Origin of the sequence: Nonomuraea sp. MG754425 (assembly GCF_021699195.1) — a bacterium.
In the GTDB taxonomy this organism is placed as follows: Bacteria; Actinomycetota; Actinomycetes; order Streptosporangiales; family Streptosporangiaceae; genus Nonomuraea.
This window is the reverse complement of record NZ_SSXE01000186.1, coordinates 1-19,452: the sequence shown is the minus strand read 5'-3', so window position 1 is coordinate 19,452 and position 19,452 is coordinate 1. Positions and strand designations below refer to the sequence as shown.

Here is a 19,452-nt window from a genome sequence, read left to right as displayed (position 1 = left end):
CCCGCACCCCGTGCGGGCGGTTCTCCCTGGGTCGGGCCTGTCCCCGTCCCGCTCGGCAGGGTCACGACCGTGAACAGGGCGCACAGCAGGGCCACCCCCGCCACCACGAGCATCGCACCGTGCCAGCCCAGCGGACCGGCGGTGAAGCCGGCCCCCAGCCGGCCCGTCATGCCCCCGACCGAGTTGCCCGCGATCATCGCCCCCACGGCACCGGCCAGGCGCGCCGTCCCGACCTGGTCGGCCAGGTACGCCGCCGCCACCCCCGCGAACCCGGCGATGGCCACCCCCTGCACCCCGCGCATCACCAGGAAGACCGGGAAGGACGGCGCCAGCGGCAGCGTCAGCCCGATCACCGCCGACACCACCACCGACCAGAGGATCACCCGCCGCCGTCCCACCCGCCCGGCGAGCCAGGCCAGCGGCAGCACCGCGACGGCCAGCGAGGCGGTGGCCACCGAGATCGCCAGCGAGGCGCTGCCCGGATCCAGCCGGTAGGCCACCGCCAGGTCGGGCAGCACCGCCTGCGGCGCGTACAGCAGGGCGAAGGACGACAACCCCGCCGCGGCGACGGCCGCGCTCACGCGCCGCGTGTCGACGACCGGCTTCAGAACCTCCTGAACAACCACCACACCGGGTAACGCTAAGCAAGGCTAATAAATACGTCTAATGCGAAAATGAGCGATAATTCATACTGTGATGGATGAATCCGATGACCGGCTGGCCGCCCGCCTCGCCCCGGCCCTCGCGCTCCTGGCCGCCGTCGGCGAGACCGGCCACGTGACCCGCGCGGCCGAACTGCTCGGCGTCCCCCAGCCCACCGCCAGCCGCCGCCTCGCCGCCCTGGCCGACCTGGTGGGCGCCCCGCTCGTCCTGCCCGCCGGCCGCGGCATCCGCCTGACCAGGGCGGGCCGCACCCTCGCCGCCGCCTCCACCCGCGCACTGTCGGCCATGACCGCCGCCGCCCGCGAGGTGCGCGAGGAGATCGACCCCGGCAGCGGCCGCATCGTCCTCGGCTTCCTGCACCTGCTGGGCCGCACGCTCGTGCCGTCCCTCATCGGCGGGTTCCGCGAGCGCAACCCGGGCGTCCGCTTCAGCCTGGCCCAGGGCTCGCGCCAGGACATGCTCGACGCGCTGCGCGCCGGCGAGATCGACCTGGTGTTCGTCGCCCCCATGCCGGACGAGGACTCCGGCCTGGTCAGCCGCGCGCTCGCCGACCAGGAGCTGGTGCTGTGCGCCCCGAAGTCCCACCGCCTCGCGGCCAGGAAGCGGGTGCGGGCCGCCGACCTGGCGCAGGAGGAACTGGTGACGCTGGAGCACGGCTACGGGCTGCGGCAGATGACCGACGACCTGTGCGCGGCGGCCGGGTTCGAGCCGCGGATCGCGTTCGAGGGGCAGGAGTCGGAGACCGTGCGCGGGCTGGTGGCCGCGGGCCTGGGCGTGGCCGTGCTGCCCCGCTCGGACCAGCCGGCCACGGGAGGCGTGGTGGAGATCCCGCTGTCGCCGTCCCTGTTCCGGACGATCGGGATGAGCTGGCCCGAAGGGGACCGCCTGACCCCGGCGGCCCGCGCGTTCCGCGACCACGCCTGCTCCCGCCCGGTCCGCCTGGGCCCCGCCTTCCGCCCGCCCCGCCATCCGTGACGTCCGCGACGTCGGGGCCGGGCGGGCGGTGCGCGAGACTGGCGCGCATGACACATGACGGTGATGCGGGAGTGCCGGGTTCGCTGGCGCGGGTCCTGGCGGACGTGGCGGCCGAGCGGGCCGCGCAGGACGCGCGCTTCGGCATGCAGTCGCTGCCCGACGGCACCGGCGGCGAGGACGCGGCGGCCGAGTCGGACGCGGCGCGGGACGAGACCGACCGCGCCGCCGGGGCCGGGACCCTCACGTGGCGGCACGTCCTGGCGGAGGAGGTGATGGAGACCTTCGCCGAGTCGGACCCGCACCGGCTGCGGGCCGAGCTCGTCCAGGTGGCGGCGGTGGCCGTCAAGTGGGCCCAGGCCCTCGACCGCCGCCCAAGTTCTACAGAAGGTTGACGCGACATCAGGTAATTGTTGAACTTGAGGCATGACCGGACAGCGAGAGGTGTCCTTCGACGTCGATCCCGGCAGCTACCGCCACCTCCGCCTGGAGCTGGACGGCGAGGTCGCCTGGATCGTGCTGGAGGTCGACGAGGACGCCGGCCTCACCCCCGGCTACGACCTCAAGCTCAACTCCTACGACCTCGGCGTCGACATCGAGCTGCACGACGCCGTGCAACGCCTGCGCTTCGAGCACCCCGAGGTGCGCGCGGTCGTCATCACCGGCGGCCCCGGCAGGGTGTTCTGCGCGGGGGCGAACATCCGCATGCTGGCCCAGTCCGACCACGCCTGGAAGGTGAACTTCTGCAAGTTCACCAACGAGACCCGCAACGCCATCGAGGACGCCACGGCCCACTCGGGCCAGACGTACCTGGCCGCCGTCAACGGCACGGCGGCCGGCGGCGGCTACGAGCTGGCCCTGGCCTGCGAGCGCATCATCCTGATCGACGACGGCTCCACGGCGGTGTCGATGCCCGAGGTCCCGCTGCTGGGCGTGCTGCCGGGCACGGGCGGGCTGACCCGGCTCACGGACAAGCGCGGGGTGCGCAAGGACCTGGCCGACGTGTTCGCCACCCGCAGCGAGGGCGTGCGCGGCCGTACGGCGCTCGCCTGGGGGCTGGTGGACGAGGTGGTGCCGCGCAGCAGGTTCGAGGAGACCGTGCGCCGCCGGGCCCGCGAGGCCGCCGCCCGCTCGTCCCGGCCCGCCGGGGCCGCGCCGATCCCGCTGCCGCCGCTGCGTCCCGACGGCTACGTCTACGAGACGGTGGCGGCGCGGCCGGACGGGCGCCAGGTCACGATCACCGTGCGCGGGCCGCGCCCCGGGGACGACGGCCAGGGCTGGCTGCTGCGGATGACCAGGGAGCTGGACGACCTGATCCTGCGGCTGCGCACCAACGAGCCAGAGCTGGGCACCTGGGTGATCAGGACCGAGGGCGACATCGACGCGGTCCTCGCCGCCGGGGCCCGGCCGCACGCCGAGATCGGGCACTTCTACAAGCGCACCCTCAAACGCCTGGACGTGACCAGCCGCAGCCTGATCGCCCTTATCGAGCCGGGGAGCTGCTTCGCCGGCCCGCTGCTGGAACTGGCGCTGGCCTGCGACCGCCAGTACATGCTGGACGACCCCGGGCGTCCCGCCGCGATCCAGTTCTCCCGCGCCAACTTCGGCGACTACCCCATGGGCAACGGCCTGTCGCGGCTGGCCGCCCGCTTCCACGCCGAGCCCGGCCGGCCGGCCGCGCTGGAGAGGCTGGCGGGCCGGCGCATCGGCCCGGCCGAGGCGCTGGAGCTGGGGCTGGTCACCTTCGCCCCCGACGACCTGGACTGGGACGACGAGGTACGCCTGGCGCTGGAGGAACGCGCCGCCCTCAGCCCCGACGCGCTCACCGGCCTGGAGGCCAACCTGCGCTTCGCCGGCCCCGAGACGATGGAGACCAAGATCTTCGCCCGTCTCGCCGCCTGGCAGAACTGGATCTTCACCCGGCCGGGAGCCGCCGGCCCCGAGGGCGCGCTGCGGCGCTACGGCACCGGCCGGCGTCCCGTCTACGACAGGAGACGAGCCTGAGCCATGAGCATCGACTACTCCGAACGCATCCCGAACAACGTCGACCTCGCCGAGGACCGCAGGCTGCGCCGGGCGCTGGAGTCGTGGCAGCCGGGCTTCCTGCGATGGTGGTCGGAGATGGGCCCCGCGCTGCCCACCCGGGACGTCTACCTGCGCACCGCCGTCGCCGTCGGCCGCGAGGGCTGGGCGCACTTCGACCACGTGGCGCTGCCCGACTACCGCTGGGGCATCTTCCTCGCCGAGCGCGACCCCGACCGGCGGGTGGCCTTCGGCGAGAACAAGGGGCGGCCGGTCTGGCAGCAGGTGCCCGGCGAGTACCGCGCCGAACTGCAGCGGCTCATCGTCGTCCAGGGCGACACCGAGCCGGCCAGCGTCGAGCAGCAGCGCCGCCTCGGCCTGACCGCCCCCTCCCTGTACGACCTGCGCAACCTCTTCCAGGTCAACGTGGAGGAGGGCCGCCACCTGTGGGCCATGGTCTACCTGCTGCACGCCTACTTCGGCCGCCCCGGCCGGGACGAGGCCGAGGCGCTGCTGCTGCGCAACTCGGGCAGCGAGGACTCGCCGCGCATCCTGGGCGCCTTCAACGAGGAGACGCCGGACTGGCTGTCGTTCTTCATGTTCACCTACTTCACCGACCGCGACGGCAAGTACCAGCTCGGGACGCTGAAGGAGTCGGCGTTCGACCCGCTCAGCCGCACCTGCGAGTTCATGCTGAAGGAGGAGGCCCACCACATGTTCGTGGGCACCACGGGCGTGGACCGGGTGGTGGAGCGGACCGCCCAACTCATGCGCGAGCACGACGGCGACGACATCGGCGGGCACGGCGGCATCCCGCTGACGATGATCCAGAAGTACATCAACTTCCACTACAGCGTGAGCCTCGACCTGTTCGGCGGCGAGACCTCCACGAACGTGGCCAACTACTACACCGCCGGCCTCAAGGGACGCTGGCAGGAGGAACGCCGCCAGGACGACCACCTGCTCACCGAGGCGGTCGCGGTCGTCCCCCGGATCGAGGGGGGCCGGCTGGCGCAGGCCCGGTTGCCCGCGCTGACGGCGCTCAACGCCGACCTGCGCGCCGAGTACGCCGCCGACTGCGCCACCGGCGTGACCCGCTGGAACCGCATCCTCGCCGGTCACGGCCTCGACCCGGTCCTGTACCTGCCGCACGTCGGCTTCAACCGCAAGGTCGGCGCGTTCGCCGGCCACCACGTCTCCCCGGACGGCCGGGTGCTCGGCGAGGCCGTCTGGGCCGCCTCGCGCGACCGCTGGCTGCCGACGCCGCGGGACAAGGAGCACGTCCGGGCGCTGATGCGGCCCGTCTACGAGCCCGGGAAGATCGCCGCCTGGGTGGCCCCGCCGCGCAGCGGCGTCAACGGCCGGCCGTTCGACTACGAGTACGTCCATCTCTGACTACACGTCATTGACGGCGTATCGATTCTGTGTAGAAGATTTGGCAACGATCTGCCCGCCTGCGGATGGGGACGGCCATGACGTCCGAGTCGTTCAACGCCAGCGTCTACCTCACCGACCGCCAGGTCGAGGCGGGCCGGGGGGACCACGTCGCGATCACCGGGCCCGCCGGCACGCTCACCTACGCCCAGCTCGCCACGCACGTGGCGGAGCTGGCCACCGGTCTGCGCGGGGCGGGCGTCCGGCCGGAGGAACGGGTCCTGCTCGTCATGTCCGACCGCCCAGAGACCGTGATCACCATCCTGGCCGTCATGCGGATGGGGGCGGTCGCGGTGCCGGTCTCCACCATGTACAACGGGGCCGAGCTGGGCGAGCTGGTCCGCGACTCCCGCGCGCGGACGGTCGTCGCCACCCCCGAGTTCGAGCCCGTGGTCCGCGCGGCGCTGCGCGAGGCCCCCGAGGTGATCCGGCTCGTCCTCACCGACGGCTCCTGGGCCGGCCTGCTGGCGGCGGGACGACCGGCCGGGCCGCCGTACGCGAGCTGGCGCGACTCGCCCGCCCTGTGGCTCTACACCTCCGGCACCACCGGCGCGCCCAAGGCCGCCATGCACCGGCACGGCGCGATCAGGGACGTCTACGAGACCTACGGCCGCCAGGTGCTCGGCATCCGGCCGGAGGACCGGTGCCTGTCGGTGGCGCGGCTGTTCTTCGCCTACGGGATCGGCAACTCGATGTTCTTCCCGCTGGCGGCGGGGGCCACCGCCATCCTCGACCCGGCCAGGCCCAGCCCGGCGGGCGTGCTGACGCGGGTGGCGGAGGAGCGGCCGACCCTGTTCTTCGCCGGCCCCACGTTCTTCGCGGCCCTGCTCGCCGTCTCCGGAGACCCCTCCGGTGCCGCGCCCGGTGCTGCTCCCGGTGCCGGCCCCGGTGGTGACTTCGCGTCGGTGCGGCTGGCCGTCTCGGCCGGTGAGGCGCTGCCCGCCGAGATCCTGCGCCGCTTCACCGACCGGTACGGCGTGGAGATCATCGACGGCCTCGGCTCGACCGAGGCGCTGCACATCTTCATCTCCAACCGGCCCGGCCGGGTGCGCCCCGGCACCTCGGGCACCGTCGTCCCCGGCTACCAGGCCCGCCTGCTCGACGAGCACGGCGAGCCCGTCGAGGACGGCGAGCCGGGGCACCTGCACGTGCGCGGCGACTCGCTCGCCACCGGGTACTGGTGCCGGACGGCGACCACCCGGCAGGTCTTCCAGGGGGAGTGGCTGCGCACCGGCGACACCTACGTGCGCGAGGCCGACGGCTCCTACCGCTGCCTGGGCCGCTCCAACGACATGATCAAGGCGGGCGGGATCTGGGTGTCGCCGATGGAGGTCGAGGCCCGGCTGCTCCAGCACGCCTCCGTCGGCGAGTGCGCGGTCGTGGCGCACCTCGACCGGGACGGACTGGAGAAGCCGGTGGCCTGCGTGGTGCCCGCGCCGGGGCGCACGGTGGACGCGGCCGAGCTGATCGGGTTCTGCCGCGACGGGCTGGCCGCGTTCAAACGGCCGCGCGAGGTGCTGGTCCTCGACGAACTGCCCAAGACGGCCACCGGGAAGATCCAGCGCGGGGTGGTGCGGGGGCTCGCGGCCGATCGCCTGGGCAAGCACTGACGCCGCCCGTCCGCGGCCGGGCCCGGGTCAGGAGGGGCGGGCGCCGTAGATCGTGATGGCGAACGGCCGGGGCGAGTCCTTGTAGACCCGCTCGTCGAGCCGCTTCAACGAGCCCTGGGCGTCCAGATACCCGTGCAGCCGGTCGGACTCCGGCCACGGATGGACCGCCACCAGCACCCCGTCGGGCTCCAGCAGCCCGCCGAGCTGCGCGGAGGCGTGCTGCAGCCGGTCGTGCCGCCCCAGGTAGTACAGCGTCTCGGAGCAGAACACCAGGTCGAAGCGCGGCTCCACCCGGTGCGTGAGGATGTCGGAGCGGACGAACCGCACCCGCTCGTCCTCCTTCACCCGCGCCCGCGCCCGTGACAGCGCCCGCTCCGAGATGTCCATGCCGGTGATCTCGGCGTCGGGGTAGGCGGTGGTGAGGGCGTGGGTGAAGACGCCCTCGGCGCAGCCGACCTCGGCGATGCGCCGGTACGGCCGCTCGGGCAGGTGCTCGAGCGTGGAGCGGTACTTGTGCTGCTCGTAGCCGTCGCTCGCCAGCTTCCACGGGTCGGGGGTGCGGTGCCACCAGTCGAAGTACCGGCGCAGGATCACCCCCTGCCCCTTCGGGGACAGCAGCGACAACGTCCGGAAGAGCGTCCGGTGCGCGAGCTCGGGCAGACTGGGCACGTGCGGCCTTTCTCAATCGAGGATGGGAATCATCCGGGACTTGAGGTGCAGTCGTCGTCAAAAGGGAATGCCCGCTGAACGAGCGGGCAATACCCAATCGTGCCCGTTATCGCGAGTGAATTTTACGAAACATTGTTCCGCAGCTCGCGCTTGAGCACTTTCCCCGAGGCGTTTTTCGGCAGCGATTCTACAAAGATCACTCGTTTGGGCGTTTTGAAGGCGGCCAGCCGCTCCCGCAGGAACGTGATCAGCTCCCGCTCCGTCACCCCCGCGCCCTCGCGCAGCACGACCGCGGCCGTCACCGCCTCGATCCACTTCTCGTCGGGCACCCCGAACACCGCCGCCTCCGCGACCGCCGGATGCTGGTAGATGGCCTCCTCCACCTCGCGGCCGGCCACGTTCTCGCCACCCGACTTGATCATGTCCTTCTTCCTGTCGACCACCGACAGGTAGCCGTCGGCGTCCATGACGCCCAGGTCGCCGCTGTGGAACCAGCCGCCGTCGAACGCCTCGGCGGTCTTGTCCGGGTCGTTCCAGTAGCCGAGCATCGCGTGCGGGCTGCGGTGCACGATCTCGCCGACCACGCCGGGCGGCACGGGCCGGTTCGCGTCGTCCACGATCCTGGTCTCCACGTTCAGCGCGGGCCGTCCGGCCGAGCCGAGCCGGGTGAGCTGCTCGTCCGGGCCGAGCACGGTGGCGACGGGCGCCATCTCGGTCTGGCCGTAGAAGTTGAACAGCCGCACGTCCGGCAGCCGCGCGGCGATCTCCTTCAGCACCTCCACCGGCATGATCGAGGCGCCGTAGTAGCCCTTGCGCAGCGACGACAGGTCACGACGGTCGAAGTCGGGGTGGCGCAGCAGCGAGATCCAGACCGTGGGCGGGCAGAACAGCTTCGTGACCCGCTCGCCCTCGATCGTCGCCAGGACGGCCGCCGGGCTCGGGCCGGGCAGCACGATGTTCGTGGCGCCCAGGTAGACGCCCGGCGTCAGGAAGCAGTGCAACTGGGCGCAGTGGTAGAGGGGCAGGGCGTGCACCTCCACGTCGTCGTGGCTCATCTCGCCGTCCACCACGCAGGTCACGTACTGGGCGAGCAGGCTCCGGCTCGACAGCGTGGCGCCCTTGGGCCGGGCCTCGGTGCCGCTGGTGTACATGAGCTGGATCGGGTCGTCGTCGGCGATCTCGACCTGGGGCTCGGAGGCGTCCTCGAAGGCGGTCCACGCGGCGAAGGGCTCCCACCCGTCGCGTCCCTCGCCGATCACGCCGCGGACCACGATCTCGTCGCCCGCCGCCGCGGCGGCCACCGGCAGCAGCGCCTCCTCGGCCAGGATTCCGGTCGCACCACAATGCCGCAGAATGTAGCCGACCTCCTCGGCCCCCAGCATGAAGTTGACCGGGACGGAGATCGCGCCCAGCCGGGCGAGCGCGAAGTAGGCCACCACGAACGCGTGGTTGTTGTGGCTGAAGACCGCGAACCGGTCGCCCTTGCGCACGCCCCGCGCGGCCAGCGCGTTGGCCGTCCTGTTCACGGTCAGGTCGAGATCGGCGTAGCTCTGCCGCAGGTCGCCGAAGACGACGGCGGTCTTGGCCGGGTGCCGGGCGGCCGTACGCCGCAGAAGGTCACCGATGGAGTGCTGACGGATCATGGGGACGCCCTTCACTCACGCGTTCACGCAGAACGATATTCGGGCGATCCTAACCCGGGAAGAGCGCGGCGAGCCGCCGGTAGGAGTCCAGCCGCCGGTCCAGGTCGTAGGTGTTCATCGTGATGAGCACCTCGTCCGCGCCGCCGGCGGCGACCAGCGAGCCGAGCGCCACCGCGACCTCACGCTCCGTGCCGTGGATCTTGCCCTTGAGCGCCTCGTCCAGGTACGCCCGCTCCCGCGCGGACGGCTCCCGCGCGGCGATCTCCGCGGCGGGCTCCAGCGGCGGGAACGCGCCGCCGGTGCGCGAGCGCACCGTGGCCCACGCCTCCGGGAGCTGCAGCAGCGCCGCCTCCCGCGCGCTCGCGGCGACCGCGACGTCCGCCGCGACCACCACGTACGGCCGCGCCGCCCACGCGGAGGGACGGAAGCCCGCCCGGTAGCGCGCCACCGAGCCGGCCATCCGCGCGCCGGAGCCGATCACCATCGGCAGCCCGTGCTCCGCCGCGATGTCCGCCCCCGCCCCCATCGCCAGCACGAACGCCTGCGGCCGGTGCCCCTCCGCGGGCACCGCGTGCACGCCCGGATGCACGGCCTGCGTGCCGGTGAAGTAGCCGAGCAACTCGGCGAGCTGGTCGCCGAACCGGTCCGCGTCGTCCTTGCCGTGCCCGAGCGCCCCGCGGATGCCGCCCGTGAAACCCACGGACCGCCCCAGGCCCATGTCCACGCGGCCCGGATGCAGCGACTCCAGCACGCCGAACTGCTCCGCCACCACCAGCGGCCGGTGGTTGGGCAGCATCACGCCGCCGGTGCCCACCCGGATCCGCGACGTCGCCGCGGCCACGGCCGCCGCCAGCACGGTCGGGGCCGACCCCGCCACGCCGGGCACGCTGTGATGCTCGGACACCCAGAACCGGTGGTACCCGAGCTCCTCGGCCCGCCGCGCGAACTCCACGGTGTCGCGCAGCGCGGCGGCCGGCGTCGAGCCCCGGCGGACGAGCGAGCGGTCGAGGATCGAGTACGCGGTCACGGCGGTCATGTACGGGTGCAACGCTCCCGCCGCCCGGATCAATCCAGCGGGTCGCCCGGGACGCCCTCGTAGTGCGTCACCAGCCGGTTCACCAGCCCGGCGTCCTGGCGCAGCGGCACGCCGTCCACCCCGCCCACCGGCATCACCCCCCAGGAGTTGCACAGGAACACCTGGTCGAACCCGGCCAGGTCGGCCGCCCTCAGCGGACGCCGCTCCTGCGGCACGTCCATGCGCTCCAGCAGGCTCATCGTGACGCCGTGCAACATCGGCGCGTCCGGCCAGACCAGCCGGCCGCCGGCGAAGCCGCCCAGGTTCGTGATCGAGCCCTCGCTGATCAGGCCGTCGGCGGTCGTCAGCAGCGCCTCGTCGTAGCCCTCCGCCGCGGCCCGCCGCCCGATGTGGGCCTGCTGGAAGCCGGCGGCCTGCTTGATGTGCGGCAGGTACCGCTGGTAGACGACCGTCCGGACGTGCAGCGGCCCGCGCAGCGGCGGGTGCGGCGGGTACGCGGCGGCCACGATCAGCGGCCGGTCGCCGGACTCCACGACGAGCACCCGCACCCCCGCGTCGCGCACGTCGCCGCCCAGCACGGCCCTGATGGAGGCCAGCACCGCCGCCCGGTCGAGCTCCGCCCCGAACAGCTCCCGGTTGGCTCCCGCGAGCCGATCGAGGTGCCGGCCGAGCCCGCGCACCCGCCGGTCCCTGACCTGCATGGCGGTGAAGTGCCCGTAGCGGGCGTCCAGCATGAGGCGCGCCTCGGCGCCCACGAGCACGCCGTCCACGGCAGTGCGTCCCGTCGTCATGGCGGTCCACTTTACGGCCCGCCCCGCGAGCGGCGCGGGTGGGATCAGGGGCTCTCCGCCCGCATGACCGTGTACGGCGCCAGTTCGCCCAGCCCCCGCACCGACAGCCGGTTGACCTCGCGCAGGCGGAAGGCGCGATCGCCCTCCAGTTCCTCCGCGAGCTGCGGGTCGGCCAGGATCGTGCCGGGCAGCGACAGCGCGGTCAGCCGGCTGGCCAGGTTGACGGTGGTGCCGAAGACGTCCCCCATGCGCCAGATCACCGGCCCGGCGGCCAGCCCCACCCGCAGCTCCGGCATGTCCTTGCCGCGCGCGTGCGTCTCCACCAGGCGCAGCGCGATCTCGGCCGCCACATGCGCCTGGTCGCTGACGAACAGCACCGAGTCGCCCAGGGTCTTGACCACCCGGCCGCCGGTGGAGGTCACGATGTCGGCCGAGCGGCCCTCGAACCTGTCGATCAGCCTGGCCAGCTCGCTGCCGGTGATCTGCCTGCTCATCCGGGTGAAGGCGACCAGGTCGGCGAACCCGACCGCCATCCGCACGGCGCTCATGTCCTGCTCGGCGATGCGCCCGGCGGCGGCGGCGAGCTGGCGCTGCCAGGCGTAGACGAGCAGCCGGGCCAGGTCGGGCACCACCCGCTCGGCCCGCCTGCGCCAGGCCCTGGGCCGTTCGGCCAGCGGCACGCCCGCCTTGTCGAGCGCCTCCGCGCCCAGCTCCGCCTGCGACTCGGCCAGCCTGGCCGTGGCCCGGCCCAGCGAGCGGGCGATGAGCAGCACGTGCTCCTCGTCGTAGACGCCGGAGGTGACCATGCCGAGCAGCGTGCGGAGCGCCTCGACGTCGAGATCGGTGAACTCGACGGCGTCGTCGGGCACGTTGGCGAAGCCCAGGGCGCGCCAGAACCGCCGCGCGCGATAGACCGGCACCCCCGCCATCTCGGCGACCTGGTGACTGGTGTACCGGCGCGGTTCACGCAGCAGGAAGGCGTCTCTCAGCCCGTCCCCGTCCCCGTCCACCTGCGCCACCTCGGCAACATAACACCCTGTGCGCCAGATCACTCCAGGAGTGCGCGCAAGGCACTCCGCTCGCTTTCCTCTACATACCCGGCGTAGTAGTCATACATTGCTTTTCTCGACAATCGGGCGGCGAGCGGGCCGTCGCCGGCGCGTACCGCGGCGATGACCTCCTCGTGGTGGCGGATGCTGCGCCGCATCAGGCTCCCGCGGTCGGGCTCGCCGGCGATCCGGTCGGCGATCAGCTTCACCACGATGGAGCGCACCACGTCGGTGCAGATCTGGACCAGCTTGTTGCCGCCGGCCCGCGCGATCGCGTCGTGGAAGGCCATGTCGGCCGCGCCGAACGCCTCCTCGGACGTGCCGCCGCCGGCGTCGTCCGCCTCGGCGGCGGCCCGCATCGCGGCGACCGCCGCGTACATCTCGGCGAGTTGCTCCTCGGTGCGCAGCCGCGCCGCCAGCAGCACGGCGGAGGCGTCCAGCACCATCCTGAACTGCACCAGCTCGCCCAGCGACAGCTCCGCCACCCGGGCCAGCGTGGTCATCGACTTGTGTAATGCGGCGGGCGAGAAGGGCAGCACCTCCGCCCCGTGGGGATCGCCGGGCCGGGAACGCACCAGGCCGCGCGCCTGCAGCACGCGCAGCGCCTCGCGCACGGTGGAGCGGCTGACGGAGAACTGCGTCATCAGCTCGCGCTCACTCGGCAGCCGCCCGCCCGGTACGAGCACGCCGCTCTCGATGGCCTCCTCGACCTGCTCCACGACCCGCTCGTAAGCGCGTACGGCACGCACCGGCTCGAAGCGCGGACCACCCATCCAAGCCCCCTTGACCCGAGCCGCCGCAGACTGGCAATGTGCGTAGCCTACTGGTCAGACCAGTGCACTAGCCAGGAGGCTGTAGGACATGAGGCGAATCGGGATCTGGATCGCCGCAGGCGGTCTCCTGCTGGCCACGGCCGCCTGCGGAGGCGGCGGGGGCGGCGGCGGAGGAACCGCGGCCACCGGCCGGGCCCAGTCGCTGTCGGTCGGAGCGGTGGCCGAGCCCGCCAACCTCGACTTCACCTCCACCGAGGGCGCCGCCATCCCGCAGGCGCTGCTCGTCAACGTCTACGAGGGCCTGGTCAAGCTCGACCAGGACGGCAAGATCGCGCCGCTGCTCGCCGAGAAGTGGGACGTCTCCGACGACCGCCGGACCTACACCTTCACCCTGCGCGACAACGTCACCTTCAGCAGCGGCGCGCCGTTCACCGCCGACGACGTGGTCTTCTCCCTCGACCGGGTCAGGAGCGACTGGAAGCTGAAGATCAAGACGCAGCTCGACGCCGTCGAGAAGACCGAGAAGAAGGACGACTCCACCGTCGTCGTCACGCTCAAGCGGCCGAGCAACGGCTTCCTCTACTCGATGGCCACCAGGCTCGGCGCCATGTTCAGCCGCACCGGCGTCGCCGACCTGGCCAACAAGCCCGTCGGCACCGGCCCGTACGTGCTGGGCGCCTGGCGGCGCGGCGACTCCCTCCGGCTCGACGCCAACCCCTCCTACTGGGGCGCCAAGCCGCCGATGCCGTCGGTCACGCTCAAGTACTTCAAGGACGCCACGGCGATGAACAACGCGCTGCTGACCGGCGGCATCGACGTCATCTCCAGCGTGCAGGCGCCCGAGTCGCTCCAGCAGTTCGCCGACCCCGCCCGGTTCGAGACCGTCGAGGGCAGCACGAACGGCGAGGTCGTGCTGTCCATGAACAACAGCCGCCCGCCCTTCGACGACAAGAAGGTCCGGCAGGCCGTGCGGCACGCCATCGACCACAAGGCGCTGCTCGACACCGCCTGGGCCGGGCGCGGGCAGCTCATCGGCTCGATGACGCCGCCCACCGACCCCTGGTACGAGGACCGCACCGGCGACTACCCGTACGACCCGGCCAAGGCCAGGGAACTGCTCGGCGGCAAGACGTACGAGGTCACGATGCGCATCCCCAACCTGCCGTACGCGGTCAACAGCGCCCAGGTCGTCAAGTCGCAGCTCGCCCAGGTGGGGATCACGGCGGAGATCGAGCCGCTGGAGTTCCCCGCGCGGTGGCTGGACCAGGTGTTCACCAAGGCCGACTACCACCTGTCCATCATCAACCACGTCGAACCCCGTGACATGGGCATATTCGCCGACAAGTCGTATTACTTCCGTTACGACAATCCCGAGTTCGGCAAGCTGCTCGCCTCCGCCGACGCCGGCACCGAACAGGAGCAGGCCGACGACCTCAAGCAGGCCGCCAAGCTGCTGTCCGAGGACGCCGCCGCCGACTGGCTCTTCCTGTTCCCCAACCTGATCGTGGCGAAGAAGGGCGTCACCGGGCTGCCGAAGAACGCCATCGCGGAGTCCTTCGACTTCACCGCGCTCGCCAAGCGGTGACGACGTACCTCCTCAAACGGCTGGCGGTGCTGCTCGCGAGCACCGCCGTGGCCGCCGTGGCGGTGTTCGCCTTCATGGCGCTGCTGCCCGGCGACCCGGCCGAGATCGCGCTCGGCGTCAACGCCACCCCCGAGGCGGTGGCCGAGCTGCGCCGCCAGTTCGGCACCGACCGGCCGCCCGTCGCGCAGTTCCTCGACTGGTCCGGCGGGCTGGTCTCCGGCGACTTCGGCACCTCGTACGTGACCGGCGCGCCCATCGGCCCGCAGATCGCCGAGCGGCTCGGCGTCACGGTCGTGCTCGTGCTCGGCGGCATGGTCCTGGCCCTGGCGCTCGCGGTGCCGCTGGGCACGTTCGCCGCCGTCCGCCACCGCGACCCCCTGGGCGTGGCGATCAGCGCGGCCAGCCAGGTCGGCATCGCGATCCCCGCGTTCCTGGCCGGGATCCTGCTGGTGTTCGTGTTCGCGGTGCGCGCCCAGGTGCTGCCGTCCGGCGGCTACGTGCCGATCACCGAGGACCCGGGGGAGTGGCTGCGCGGCCTGCTGCTGCCGTGGCTGTCGCTCGGCCTCGTCCAGGGCGCGGTGCTCACCCGTTACGTGCGCAGCGCCGTCCTCGACGTCATGCGCGAGGACTACCTGCGCACCGCCCGCGCCAAGGGGCGCGGCGCCGCCGGCGCGCTGTGGCGGCACGGGCTGCGCAACGCCTCCGTGCCCGTCGTCACCGTGCTCGGCCTGCAACTGGCCACGCTGCTGATCGGCGCGGTCGTGGTCGAGCGGGTCTTCGTCATCCCCGGGCTCGGCGACCTGCTGCTCAACGGCGTCGCCCAGCGTGACCTGCTGCTCGTCCAAGGTGTGGTGATGGTGCTGGTCGCGGCCGTGTTGCTGATCAACTTCGTGGTGGACGTCGCCTACCACCTGCTCGACCCGAGGCTGCGATGAAGGGCGGCCAGGTGAAGGGCGGCCGGACGAGGGGCGGCCGGCTGAACGCCGGGCTGCTCGCCGGGGGCACGCTCGTCGGGCTCGTCGTGCTCGCCGCCCTCGTCTCGTTCTTCTGGACCCCGCACGACCCCACCCTCGTGGACGCCGCCGGCAAGCTGCGCGAGCCCGGCGGCGGCTACCCGCTCGGGGCCGACAAGTTCGGCCGCGACACCTTCAGCCAGCTCATGGTGGGCGCCCGCACCACCCTCTACGTCGGCGTCGTCGCCGTCGGCATCGCCGCCCTCGCCGGCGTCCCGCTCGGCGTGGTCGCCGGGATGACGCCGCGCGGCTGGCTGTCGGAGCTGATCATGCGCGTCAACGACCTCGTGTTCGCCTTCCCCGCGCTGCTGCTGGCCGTCATGCTCGGCGCCGTGTACGGCCCCGGCACGCTCACCGCGATGATCGCCATCGGCGTGGCCACCGTGCCCGCCTTCGCCCGCGTCGCCCGCGCCGCCACCCTCCAGGTCATGGTCACCGACTACGTCCTGGCCGCCAGGGCCGCCGGGCGGGGCCGTCCGGCCATCGCCGTGCGGCACGTGCTGCCGAACATCGGCTCCGTGCTCATCGTGCAGGCGTCGGTGTCGTTCGCCATCGCCATCCTGGCCGAGGCGGCGCTGTCGTTCCTCGGCTTCGGCACCCGGCCGCCCACCCCGTCCTGGGGCCGCATGCTGCAGGAGTCGCAGGAACTGCTCTTCTCCACCCCGCGCCTGGCGCTGTGGCCCGGCATCGCCGTCGCCGTCGCCGTGCTCGGCTTCAACCTGCTCGGCGACGGCCTGCGCGACTACCTCGACCCCAAGCTCAGGAGGATCCGTGCTGAAGGTTGAGGGCCTGACCGTCCGCGCGGGAACCGTCGAGCTGGTCAGCGACGTGTCCTTCGGCATCGCGCCCGGCGAGCGGGTCGGGCTGATCGGCGAGTCCGGCTCCGGCAAGTCGCTCACCGCGCTGTCGCTCATGGGCCTGCTCCCCGAGGGCGTCACCGCGTCGGGCCGGGCCAGGCTCGGCGAACGGGACCTGGTGGGCGTCCCCGAGAGCCGGATGAAGCGGCTGCGGGGCGGCGAGTTGTCCATGGTCTTCCAGGAGCCCATGACCGCGCTCAACCCGCTCATGCGGATCGGCGCCCAGGTCGCCGAGGTGCTGACCCTGCACGGACGTCCGCGCCAGGAGGCCCGCGAGCGGTCGGTCGAGCTGCTGGAGCGCGTGCGGCTGCCCGGCCCCGCGCAGATCGCCCGCGCCTACCCGCACCAGCTCTCCGGCGGCCAGCGCCAGCGCGTCATGCTCGCCATCGCCCTGGCCAACGGCCCCGGCCTGCTCATCTGCGACGAACCCACCACGGCGCTCGACGTCACCGTGCAGAAGCAGATGCTCGGCCTGATCGCCGAGGTCGCCCCCGCGCTGCTGTTCATCACCCACGACCTGGCCGTGGTCGCCTCCCTGTGCGAGCGGGTCCTGGTCATGTACGGAGGCCGCGTGGTCGAGTCCGGCCCCCTGCGCGAGGTGTTCACCCGGCCCCGCCACCGCTACACGCAGGGCCTGCTGGCCGCGTCGAGGCTCACCCCGCGCGGAACCCGCCTGCCCATCATCCCCGGCGCCGTGCCCGCCGCCGGGCACTTCCCGGGCGGCTGCGTCTTCCGCGACCGCTGCCCGCACGCCACCCCCGCCTGCGCGACGACCCCGGCCCTGACAGGAGACGGCCATGCCCACGCATGCTGGCACCCCGCTGATTGAGGCCACCGGGCTGAACCGGGTCTTCCGGCGGCCCCGCACCTCGCTCACCAGGCCGGGGGCCGCCGTGCACGCCCTGCGCGAGGTGTCGCTGACCGTGCGGCGCGGCGAGCGGTACGGCATCGTCGGCGAGTCCGGCTCCGGCAAGTCCACCCTGCTGCGCCTGCTGTGCGCCCTCGACCAGCCCACCGGCGGCACCATCCGCTTCGACGGCCAGGAGATCACCGGCCGGCCGGAACGCGCCCTGCGCTTCCTGCGCGAGAACCTCCAGATCGTCTTCCAGGACCCGATGAGCTCGCTCGACCCGCGCATGCGCGTGCGCGACCTCGTCGCCGAGCCGCTCGTCGCCCTCGGCCTGCCCGTCGCCGGCCGGGTGGCCGAACTGCTGGACGCGGTCGGGCTGCCCGCCTCGTCCGCCGAGCGGTACCCGCACCAGTTCTCCGGCGGCCAGCGGCAGCGCATCGCCATCGCCCGCGCGCTCGCGCCCCGTCCCAAGGCGCTGGTCGCCGACGAGCCGGTGAGTGCGCTGGACGTCTCCGTCCGCGGGCAGATACTCAACCTGCTGGCTGACCTCGCCGACGAGCTGGAGCTCACGCTCGTGTTCGTCTCGCACGACCTGTCCGTGGTGCGGCACGTGTGCGAGACGGTCGCGGTCATGCACCAGGGCGCGATCGTCGAGGCCGGGCCCGTGGACGACGTCTGGGCCGCGCCGGCCCACCCGTACACGCGGGCGCTGCTGGAGGCCGTACCGACGCTGGAGGGACTGATTTGATCGAGGTAGACGCCGCCGGAGTGGTGGAGTTCACGCAGGCGCTGGTGCGCGTTCCCAGCACCAACGACCCGGCGCGCGGCCGTTCCGAGCGGCCCGCCGCCGAGCTGGTCGAGGCGCGGATGCGGGAGTGGGGCTGGGACCCGGTCGTGGACGAGGCCGCGCCCGGCAGGCCGAACGTGGTCGCCGTCGTCGAGGGCGGCGGCGGGCCCGGCCCGACCCTCATGTTCGAGGGCCACACCGACGTCGTCACCGAGGGCGACCTGTCGTCCTGGACGGTGGACCCGTTCGGCGGCGAGATCCGCGACGGCAGGCTGTGGGGACGCGGCAGCGCCGACATGAAGTCCGGCCTGGCCGCCACCCTCTACGCCACCCGCGCGCTCCAGCTCGCCGGACCGTTCCCCGGCCGGATCAAGGTGTGCGCGCTGGCCGACGAGGAGGGCCTCATGCTCGGCGCGCACCACTTCGTCTCCTCCGGCCTGGCCGCGGACGTGGACGGGGCGATCGTCGCCGAGCCCGAGGCGGGCGAGATCTGCGCCGTGGCCAAGGGCGCGCTGCGGCTGCGCGTGGACCTCACCGGCAAGATGGCCCACGGCGCGATGCCCCAGCACGGCCGCAACCCCATCCAGGCGGCCGGAGCCCTGCTGACCGGGCTCGTCGCGCTCCAGGAGGACCTGCAGCGGCGGCATCCCGCGCACGAGCACCTCGGCGAGGTGTACGTGACGCCGACCGTGCTGCGGGCCGGCACCGAGGAGCAGGTCAACGTGATCCCGGCGGTCGCCTCGGTGTTCGTGGACGTGCGCACCGTGCCGGGCGCCGACCACGAGGAGATCGCCGGCCGGGTGGCCGGACTGGCCCGCGCCGACGGGATCGCCGCCGAGGTGTCGGTGCTGGTGGACCGGCCCCCGGTGGACGTGCCGCGCTCCGACCCCGTGGTCGCCGCGCTGGCCGCCGCCCACCGGGCCGTGACCGGCGAGGAACCGGTGTACGGCGGCGTGCCGGGCACCACGGACGGGACCGTCCTGACGCACTGGGGCGGGGTCCCGTCGGTCGTGTACGGGCCCGGCGGCAAGTGGATCGCGCACCAGGCCGACGAGTTCGTGGAGGTGGCGGAGATCGTCCGGTGCACGCGGGTGTTCGCCGAGGCCGCCCGGCGCTTCCTGACCGGGGAACACTGATGCGCGCGGCCCGGGTGTGCTGCTCGCGGGGGCGCTGATGCGGTCCATGCCCACGATGCGGGCCGGGGCGACGAACTCGCTGCGGGACGTGCCCGGCCTGCGGGTGGGGCACGCCCAGCGGGTCGGGGGCGGTTTCCGCACCGGGACCACCGTCGTCCTCGCGCCCGCCTCCGGCGCGGTGGCCGGGGTGGACGTCCGGGGCGCCGCGCCCGGCACCCGGGAGACGGAGCTGCTGGATCCGCGGAACCTGGTGGAGCGGGTGCACGCCGTGGTGCTGTCGGGCGGCAGCGCGTTCGGGCTGTCGGCCGCCTGCGGGGTGATGGCGCGGCTGGCGGACGCCGGTTCGGGGTATCCGGTGGCGGGCGGGGCGGTGCCGATCGTGCCCGCGGCGGTGATCTTCGACCTGGGGCGCGGCGGCGCCTTCCGCGCCGTCCCCGACGCCGCCCTGGGGGCCGCCGCCTACGACGCCGCCCTGGCGCCCCTCCCCGATGCCGCCGACGCGCGTGCGGGGGTCGTCACCACGGCCCCGGGGACGGCTCGGGGATCCGTGGGGGCCGGGACC

Annotated in this window: 19 protein-coding genes; 12 read left to right on the top strand and 7 right to left on the bottom strand. The window is 73.2% G+C overall.

The window, feature by feature from the left end; translation table 11 throughout:
- Positions 1-629 (bottom strand): MFS transporter (locus FAF44_RS42470; RefSeq protein WP_237109070.1); only part of this gene is annotated, 629 nt, incomplete at its 3' end.
- Positions 630-696: 67 nt separating this feature from the next.
- Between FAF44_RS42470 and FAF44_RS42465 the strand changes: the two genes are divergently transcribed.
- The 5 genes from FAF44_RS42465 (at position 697) to FAF44_RS42445 (ending at position 6,701) form a co-directional block, all read left to right on the top strand.
- Positions 697-1,638 carry a LysR family transcriptional regulator gene (locus FAF44_RS42465; RefSeq protein ID WP_237109069.1) on the top strand — a complete coding sequence of 314 codons (942 nt, stop codon included), beginning with the start codon at positions 697-699 and terminating at the stop codon, positions 1,636-1,638.
- 47 nt (positions 1,639-1,685) lie between these two features.
- The gene (locus tag FAF44_RS42460; RefSeq protein WP_237109068.1) at positions 1,686-2,030 is read left to right on the top strand and encodes a hypothetical protein; all 345 of its coding nucleotides are present in this window, start codon (positions 1,686-1,688) and stop codon (positions 2,028-2,030) included.
- A gap of 31 nt (positions 2,031-2,061) precedes the next feature.
- Positions 2,062-3,639 carry a 2,3-epoxybenzoyl-CoA dihydrolase gene (boxC, locus tag FAF44_RS42455; protein WP_237109067.1) on the top strand — a complete coding sequence of 526 codons (1,578 nt, stop codon included), beginning with the start codon at positions 2,062-2,064 and terminating at the stop codon, positions 3,637-3,639.
- Between the two features lie 3 nt (positions 3,640-3,642).
- Positions 3,643-5,052 (top strand): benzoyl-CoA 2,3-epoxidase subunit BoxB, encoded by a 1,410-nt coding sequence (gene boxB / locus FAF44_RS42450; RefSeq protein ID WP_237109066.1) that lies wholly within the window; start codon positions 3,643-3,645, stop codon positions 5,050-5,052.
- Between the two features lie 77 nt (positions 5,053-5,129).
- The gene (locus tag FAF44_RS42445; RefSeq protein WP_237109065.1) at positions 5,130-6,701 is read left to right on the top strand and encodes a benzoate-CoA ligase family protein; all 1,572 of its coding nucleotides are present in this window, start codon (positions 5,130-5,132) and stop codon (positions 6,699-6,701) included.
- A 27-nt stretch (positions 6,702-6,728) separates the two neighbouring features.
- On the opposite strand, the gene FAF44_RS42440 is transcribed toward FAF44_RS42445, so the two are convergent.
- From FAF44_RS42440 to FAF44_RS42415, 6 genes are all read right to left on the bottom strand, one after another.
- Entirely contained in the window at positions 6,729-7,370 is a 642-nt protein-coding gene (locus tag FAF44_RS42440; protein ID WP_237109064.1) for a trans-aconitate 2-methyltransferase, read from the bottom strand.
- Between the two features lie 122 nt (positions 7,371-7,492).
- A complete protein-coding gene (locus tag FAF44_RS42435; RefSeq protein ID WP_237109063.1) occupies positions 7,493-9,013 on the bottom strand; it encodes an acyl-CoA synthetase in 1,521 nt (506 codons plus the stop codon).
- A gap of 49 nt (positions 9,014-9,062) precedes the next feature.
- Positions 9,063-10,049 carry an MsnO8 family LLM class oxidoreductase gene (locus tag FAF44_RS42430; protein WP_237109062.1) on the bottom strand — a complete coding sequence of 329 codons (987 nt, stop codon included), beginning with the start codon at positions 10,047-10,049 and terminating at the stop codon, positions 9,063-9,065.
- A 29-nt stretch (positions 10,050-10,078) separates the two neighbouring features.
- A complete protein-coding gene (locus FAF44_RS42425) occupies positions 10,079-10,840 on the bottom strand; it encodes an aminotransferase class IV (RefSeq protein ID WP_237109061.1) in 762 nt (253 codons plus the stop codon).
- 44 nt (positions 10,841-10,884) lie between these two features.
- Complete coding sequence (locus FAF44_RS42420; protein ID WP_237109060.1) at positions 10,885-11,859, bottom strand: adenylate/guanylate cyclase domain-containing protein; 975 nt, start codon at positions 11,857-11,859, stop codon at positions 10,885-10,887.
- Positions 11,860-11,888: 29 nt separating this feature from the next.
- Positions 11,889-12,662 (bottom strand): FadR/GntR family transcriptional regulator, encoded by a 774-nt coding sequence (locus FAF44_RS42415; protein ID WP_237109059.1) that lies wholly within the window; start codon positions 12,660-12,662, stop codon positions 11,889-11,891.
- Between the two features lie 88 nt (positions 12,663-12,750).
- On the opposite strand from FAF44_RS42415, the gene FAF44_RS42410 reads away from it, so the two are divergent.
- The 7 genes from FAF44_RS42410 to FAF44_RS42380 form a co-directional block, all read left to right on the top strand.
- Positions 12,751-14,247, top strand: a complete 1,497-nt coding sequence (locus FAF44_RS42410) for an ABC transporter substrate-binding protein (RefSeq protein WP_237109058.1) — start codon at positions 12,751-12,753, stop codon at positions 14,245-14,247.
- Positions 14,244-15,182, top strand: a complete 939-nt coding sequence (locus FAF44_RS42405) for an ABC transporter permease (protein WP_237109057.1) — start codon at positions 14,244-14,246, stop codon at positions 15,180-15,182. Before FAF44_RS42410 ends, FAF44_RS42405 begins: the two co-directional genes overlap by 4 nt.
- Positions 15,179-16,045 carry an ABC transporter permease gene (locus tag FAF44_RS42400; RefSeq protein WP_237109056.1) on the top strand — a complete coding sequence of 289 codons (867 nt, stop codon included), beginning with the start codon at positions 15,179-15,181 and terminating at the stop codon, positions 16,043-16,045. The genes FAF44_RS42405 and FAF44_RS42400 overlap by 4 nt, the downstream gene beginning before the upstream one ends.
- Entirely contained in the window at positions 16,032-16,946 is a 915-nt protein-coding gene (locus FAF44_RS42395; RefSeq protein WP_237109055.1) for an ABC transporter ATP-binding protein, read from the top strand. The genes FAF44_RS42400 and FAF44_RS42395 overlap by 14 nt, the downstream gene beginning before the upstream one ends.
- Complete coding sequence (locus tag FAF44_RS42390; protein WP_237109054.1) at positions 16,915-17,715, top strand: ATP-binding cassette domain-containing protein; 801 nt, start codon at positions 16,915-16,917, stop codon at positions 17,713-17,715. Before FAF44_RS42395 ends, FAF44_RS42390 begins: the two co-directional genes overlap by 32 nt.
- The gene (locus FAF44_RS42385; RefSeq protein ID WP_237109053.1) at positions 17,712-18,890 is read left to right on the top strand and encodes a M20 family metallopeptidase; all 1,179 of its coding nucleotides are present in this window, start codon (positions 17,712-17,714) and stop codon (positions 18,888-18,890) included. The genes FAF44_RS42390 and FAF44_RS42385 overlap by 4 nt, the downstream gene beginning before the upstream one ends.
- A 46-nt stretch (positions 18,891-18,936) precedes the next feature.
- Positions 18,937-19,452: P1 family peptidase (locus FAF44_RS42380; protein WP_237109052.1), on the top strand; the 516-nt coding region annotated here is incomplete at its 3' end.